Source organism: Microcoleus sp. S28C3, assembly GCF_036700785.1.
Taxonomy (GTDB): Bacteria; Cyanobacteriota; Cyanobacteriia; order Cyanobacteriales; family Microcoleaceae; genus Microcoleus; species Microcoleus asticus.
Genome location: NZ_JAUBPO010000060.1, coordinates 1 through 6625 on the forward strand (window position 1 = coordinate 1; position 6625 = coordinate 6625).

At 46.9% G+C, this 6625-nt stretch carries 4 protein-coding genes; all 4 read right to left on the minus strand.

The annotated features are described in order from the left end of the window. Nucleotides 1-224 precede the first annotated feature (224 nt). Nucleotides 225-2645 carry a sucrose synthase gene (locus QUA13_RS18350; RefSeq protein ID WP_333200730.1) on the minus strand — a complete coding sequence of 807 codons (2421 nt, stop codon included), beginning with the start codon at nt 2643-2645 and terminating at the stop codon, nt 225-227. A gap of 127 nt (nt 2646-2772) precedes the next feature. Continuing rightward, nucleotides 2773-4296: a carboxypeptidase M32 gene (locus tag QUA13_RS18355; RefSeq protein ID WP_333200732.1), complete on the minus strand. Its 1524-nt coding sequence runs from the start codon at nt 4294-4296 to the stop codon at nt 2773-2775. A 79-nt stretch (nt 4297-4375) separates the two neighbouring features. Next, nucleotides 4376-5578, minus strand: a complete 1203-nt coding sequence (locus QUA13_RS18360) for a tetratricopeptide repeat protein (RefSeq protein ID WP_333200734.1) — start codon at nt 5576-5578, stop codon at nt 4376-4378. A 437-nt stretch (nt 5579-6015) separates the two neighbouring features. Beyond that, nucleotides 6016-6625: tetratricopeptide repeat protein (locus QUA13_RS18365; protein WP_333200737.1), on the minus strand; the 610-nt coding region annotated here is incomplete at its 5' end.

Genomic DNA, 6625 nt, shown 5'->3' on the forward strand with positions numbered 1-6625 from the left:
ATTTTTTAACGTTATATGCTTGCTATGTAAGCATTATAACCTATTTTTATCGTATTTTATGTTTAAGTCCCGCTAAGTTTTTTCCTTCAACCCCGCCGTAATATCAATTCCGGTTGTATCGGAATTATTAAACCGCTCTTGACGCAGAGGATAAGGAGAAACGGAAGAGAGACATGAATAATTCCGATGCCAACGTATTTGATATAAAAAGCAAAACTCGCCACTTATCGGTTTGCGTGTTCGGCCAATAAAGCCTTGGCTCTTGGCTTGTAAATTAGATAAAAAAGCGATTCTATGTAGCGGAGCATATCTTCGCGGTTTTCCTTGGATGAGTAGTTCCAGAAACCGTAAGTCCGGGCCAGCGTCAGCAGCTTGGTAGTGTGAATTTTCCAAGTATACGTGCTGTAAACTCGGTCAATTCCTCGCGTTGAAATTTCATACCAATAGTTGAGATTTTGTTCGCATTTCGATAAAAAATCTAGAATCTTTTGGGCGGTTTCCGGGTGGTTAGTCGGGTTGATATAAAACCCATTTACGCCATCTTGAATGATTTCCAGCGGGCCGCCAAACTGCGTCCCGAAAGTCGGAATGCCGGTAATCATTGCTTCGAGAATTGTCAAGCCAAAAGCTTCAAATAATGCTGGCTGAACAAATATACCTTGGGTGTCGGCGATTACCCGGTAGATTTCGCCGGACAGGCTTTTGGAAAGCCTCACTCCCAACCAGCGAATTTTACCGTGAAGGTTGTATTGGTCGATAATTGCGTAGAGCTTTTTAATTTCTTCTGCTTCTTCGTAGTCTTCGGTTTCTTCGACCCGCAGCTTACCAGCTACTAGAATTAAGTTGCATTTTTCTTGCAATTCCTGGCTTTTTCCAAACAATTCTGCTAAGCCTGTCAGGTTTTTAATGCGATCGAGCCGGGCCATCGAAAATAAAGGGCGCTTTTGCGGGTCGTCGAGTTTTCCAAAGACGTGTTCAGGGTCTTCTAGAGTAAACAGCAATTCGTTAAGCCGATCGCGATCGCCTTGCACCCGGTCTTCTATCCGCGTGTAGGGAAAGTACACGCTTTCGTTGACTCCCGGCGGCACTACGTTGAATTTAGGGCTGAACAGTTCAATCCCGTTAACAACGTGGTACAAATCCGGCATGGTGAAACAATTATAAGATTCGTACTGACCGACACTATCGGGTTTGCCGACAATCTCTTGATAGGTGCTGGTGACAATACAATTAGCTGCATTCATGGCAATTATATCAGCCGTAAATTGCAGCGCAAAATGGTATTTTTCCTCTGATTCTTGCCAGTATAGATTGCTTAACAAATATTTAGATTTTTCCAGCGCATGGGCAATATTGCACTGAGTAGTTTTGAGTTTGCGAGACAGCAAAAAGGCTACCAAGTTGCCGTCTGAATAGTTGCCGACAATTAAATCTGGCTTGCCCTGAAACTCAGCCAGCAATTCCTTTTCTGCATCGATCGCATAAGTTTCCAAATAAGGCCAAATCTCGAATCTCGAAATCCAATTTTGAGTCATTTTGGGATTGAACTCCCGGAAGGGAACCCGCAAAATCCAAGCATTTTCTGTGCCGTGAACTTTTTCCAAACGTTCGTTGCAGCGCGTGCCGTCGCTGTTAGGAATTAACCGGGTGAGAATAATTACTTTAGGTTTGACTCCTAAACTATCGAGACCGGCAAGATGAATGTCTTCTTGCAGTTGTTTCTCTAAACTCTTGGCTTGATCGAGGACATAAACTACCTGACCTCCCGTATCCGGTCGCCCCAAAACTCCTTCTTGGCCGAACCAGCCGTGAGGAGAAACTAGGACGATTTTGAAAATCATCGGGATGCGAGAAATAAATGCTTCTAGGGTTTGCGGATCGGGGGCATCAATTAATTCGTCAAGAATTCCTAGGGTTTCATTCACGCGGGCTGCGGTATTTCCCCAACCTGCCTCGAAACCCATCAATTGCAGAACCAGTCGAAATCTTTCGTAGGGTTCTTCTTCAGAAAGATCGCTGACAAAAGTGAGGGCTTTTTTGATTTGTTCTGAAAGTTGTTCTTGGGATTTTATGCGATCGTTAATTAGTAATTGTATGCCGTTGCAGCGGTGAATTCGCAAGAAATTAAATAGAGTTTCCTGCGATTGCCTGGGGTCTTGAAACAGTTTGCTGGACAGGTATCGGTTGAGGAATTGCACTCCTTTGCCGATGTTTTTGGGGTCGCGAATTATGGGGGAATAGTCGTAAAACGGGCCGAAATCTAGTTCGAGGATGTCGCCTTCTTGGGGGTGAAAGTGGTTGACGAAGCGATCGCGCACGTCGAGCAATTCTTGCACTGTCATCTGCTCAACAGTCAAGTCGTCTGCAACTCGCACTATTTCCATTGTAGCAATTTTTGGCCGCAGCAGGACGCAAAGACTGCCATCTTCGAGAATAATTTCCTGAACGTAGTAAATCAGTTTGCTTAAAAGAGAAGATTGATGGAACTGTTCGGGTTTTTCGTATTTGGTGCAGTAGGTGGCAAAAGCGTTAACTATGTCGTTTCGCAGCAAATATTTGTTGCCTAAAACCCGCAAATCGCTGACAAACTGACGCAAGTCGGTTTTTTCGTCGCTGGCGATAACAGCCTGAAAGAGTTCAGACATACATACTCCCTTATTTATGATTTTTGATTTTATCTGTAAAAAAGGGCGATACTGTTTGAGTATCGCCCTTTTTTTTTCTACTACTTTTTTTGTCATTTTAAAGTTGGCAATCTGAACTTGCTATCCCTCAAATGACATAAAATTCCCCGTATTTGTGGCGAATGTAACGGATAAAGGGATCGATACTTAAAGGTGAACCGGTAACGCGATCGATCAATTCGACGGCAGTGTATTTGCGGCCGTGCTGGTAGATATTTTGTTTTAGCCAGTCGTGGAGTACGGTAAAATTGCCCTGTTCTATTTCTACGGGAATTTCAGGATTGATTTTTACTGCTGTTTCGTAGAATTGGGCGCTCATCAAATTGCCGAGGGTGTAACCTTGGAACATTCCGCCGATCGTACCAACATACCAGTGAACATCTTGCATGGCGCCTTCGCTGTCGGTGGCGGGGACTACTCCCAGGTCGTTTTGATAGCGTTCGTTCCAGGCTTCGGGGAGGTCTCGCACTGCTAATTTTCCTTCTACCATTGCCAATTCTAGATCGAAGCGGATGGCGACGTGGAGGTTGTAGGTTACTTCGTCGGCGTCGGTGCGGATGAGCGATCGCGAGACTTTGTTAATTGCCCGGTAAAATGCGTCAGTGGATACGTGTCCCAACTGTCGCAAAAATACGCCTTGGAGTTGCGGGTAGAAACATTCCCAAAAACCGCGGCTGCGCCCGACCAAATTTTCCCAAAGTCGCGACTGACTTTCGTGCAAGCCGGAGGAAATGCCGCCTGCCAGAAGCGTGCCTTCAAATTCCGGGGAATTTCCGAGTTCGTAGAGGGCGTGTCCGGCTTCGTGGATGCTGCTGAAGAGTGCTTGATCTAGGTGATCTTCGTAGACGCGGGTGGTGATGCGCACGTCGTCTATGGAGAAGTTGGTCATGAATGGATGCAGGGTGGTGTCTTGGCGTCCCCGCTGGAAGTCGTACCCCATGCGTTCTACGATTGTGCGGGTGAATTCTAATTGCTGGGATTCCGGGAAGTGTTGGTGCAAGCAGGAGTCGTCGGCGGGAGGTTGGGAGGTAATGGCTTCGACTATCGGCACTAATTCTTGACGCAGTTGGGCGAAAAGCGGGCGCAGCAGGGATACTTTCATGCCGTAGTCGCTACGATCGATCAAAGGATCGGCGATGTGTTCGTAGCCCGGGAAAAACTCGGCGTACTGCCTGCTTAATTCTAGGGTTTTTTCGAGATACGGCTCGACGGCTGCGAAATTGTTGGCTGCTCTGGCCGCGGCCCAAGCTTCGTAGCAGTCGGCTTGGTGGCGGCAGAGTGCTGACATGAAGGTTGCGGGGATTCTGGCGGCGCGATCGTAGTCTCTGCGGGCGATGCGGATCAGGCTGGCTGCGGTGGAGTCGTAGGGGAGGGTTTGTTCGTAGAAACGCAAGTCTTCTAGGAGTTCACCAATTTTGGGGTCCGTAAATTTTTCGTGGGATATTTGTTTGAGAGTAGCCAACTGGCGGCCTCTGGCAGTTGCACCTTTGGCGGGCATATAAGTTGATTGATCCCAATGCAGCAACGACGAGGCTGATTCGATGTCCGTAACTTCTCTGAGGTGGGCTGCCAGTTGAGCGAATTTTGCTTGAGTTTTGTCTAGGGTTTGCATGATTGGGGTTTATGGTGCTGTTTTGCCTACAAAGGTTGCAGTGCGGCATCCGTATCCATCAATCATCGCTACCCTGAAATCAAGCTAAAAACCGCACTTCTTCCCGTATTGTACGCAATTTAGAGTCATTTTTGCACAGTTTCCGGTATTTATGGGGATTGAGTTCGATCGCCTCGGATAAGTTTTCGATCGCCAGCCGGATACTGGTGGCTACAAGTTCGGGGTTGTTTGTGAGTTCGCCTGCTGCTTTTTCCAGGGCGTAAACGCAAGCTTTTTGATAGTAAAGGTTTGGATCGTCGGGGTTGAGTGCGATGACTTTATCGTAAGAGGCGATCGCTTCGGTAAATCGTTGAATTGTTTTGAGGGCGACGGCGCGGTTGTACCAGGCTTCCGTGTTGTCTGGCTGCAACTCTACCGTTTTGTCCCACGAGGCAATTGCTTCTTCAAAGCGTTGTAATTTGGCGAAGGCTAAGCCGCGGTTGTACCAGGTTTCGCTGTCGTTTGGCTTGAGTGCGAGGGCTTTGTCCCAGGATGCGATCGCCTCTTCAAATTGTCCCATTTGTGCGATCGCCGTGCCGCGTTTGTTCCAGGCTTCGGCGGAATTCGGCCGCAGTTGCAGGGTTTTGTCGTAGGAGGCGACGGCTTCCGGGTAGAGTTTTTCATCGGCTAGGGCTAAGCCGCGGTTGTACCAGGCTTGATGCAAGTCTGGTTTAAGTTCGATCGCTTTGTCGTAGGATGCGATCGCCGCTGTATTTTGGTTGCATTTTCTGAGGGTAAATGCTTTGTTGTACCAAGCTTCGCAGTAGTCTGGTTTGAGTTCGATCGCTTTGTCGTAGGAGTCGATCGCTTCTGATAATTTTTCTAAGTTGACGAGGGTGTTGCCGCGGTTCGTCCAAGCTTCGTGGTAGTCTGGCTTGAAATCGATCGCCTTTTCGTAGGACGCGATCGCTTCTGAGAGTCTGTTGATCTTCCGCAAAACGTTGGCGCGGTTATACCACGCTTCGGGATTGTTTGGTTTGATTTCTAGCGATTTGTTGTAGGCTGCGATCGCTTCTTCTAGCAGTCCCAATTTTTTGAGGGCTACGCCTTGGTTGTACCGCGCTTCATAAAATTTTGGTTCGAGTGCGATCGCTTCTTCCCAAGATTCGATCGCAGCTTGGAAGCGCCCCATTGCTTCTAGGGCGTTGCCGCGATCGTAGAAGGTTTGAGCGTTTTGGGTATTGACTGCTATGGATTTTTCCCCTGAGTCGATCGGCTTTTCTATGCTGGCTAATTTTTGCAAGGGGTTTCACCTCATTTTCTGTCTAATTGATTCTTTTCTTTTTTATATGCGATCTTTTTCGCCTGTGAGTGCTTTCGATCGATATTATTTGGTTATTTCTCGCAATTTTACAGGATTTTGGGAACTTTTTCAATTTTTTTCAATATAATCCTATCTCGGAGATTTTTAGGTATAGATTAATACTATTTTTTTAGATGACTGCGTAGAAAAGAGGAAAGGGCGATCGCACTGAGGTGTGACAAACCTCACCCAAGATATCATTTTCACGTAACCGTTTTGAGCGATCGGCGGTTGAAACCGCCTCTTGTCAAGCGAAGTCCGCCTTTGCAGACTAATAAATAATAAGAGTGTTTTTGATGCTGTAAGGGCGGGTTTTACCAACAATAATAGCCTAAAACCGGCAATCTCATAAACCCGCCCCGCCCAAGGGGAAATCCCTATTCTTGAATCAAGGCTTGAAACCGAGTATGCGATCGCAGGCTGTCAAAATCCGAGTCTGTTTTTGCCATTTCTCGGTATTTGTCAGGATTCAGATGGATGGCTTGCTGCAAATTCTGAATTGCTTGGTCAATCTGACTGTTTAACGCATAGCAGCAAGCTTTATTATAAAATGCTCCGGGGTCATCTGGTTTGAATTCTAAGACTTTGTCTAAGGAGGCTATCGCTTCTTCCAACCTGCCTAAATTACCCAGTGCATTGCCCCGATGGTGCCAGGCTTCGTGATAATCTGGTTTGATTTCTAAGGCTTTGTCGTAGGAGGATATGGCTTCTTCCAATCTTCCTAAACCAGCCAGTGCATTGCCCCGATAGTACCAGGTTTCGTCATCATCTGGTTTAAATTCTAGGGCTTTGTCGAAGGAGGCTATCGCTTCTTCCAACCTGCCTAATTTACCCAGTGCATTGCCCCGATTGTCCCAGGCTGCGTGATAATCTGGTTTGATTTCTAAGGCTTTGTCGAAGGAGGCTATCGCTTCTTCCAACCTGCCTAAATTACCCAGTGCAATGCCCCGATTATTCCAGGCTGCGTGAAAATCTGGTTTGAATTCT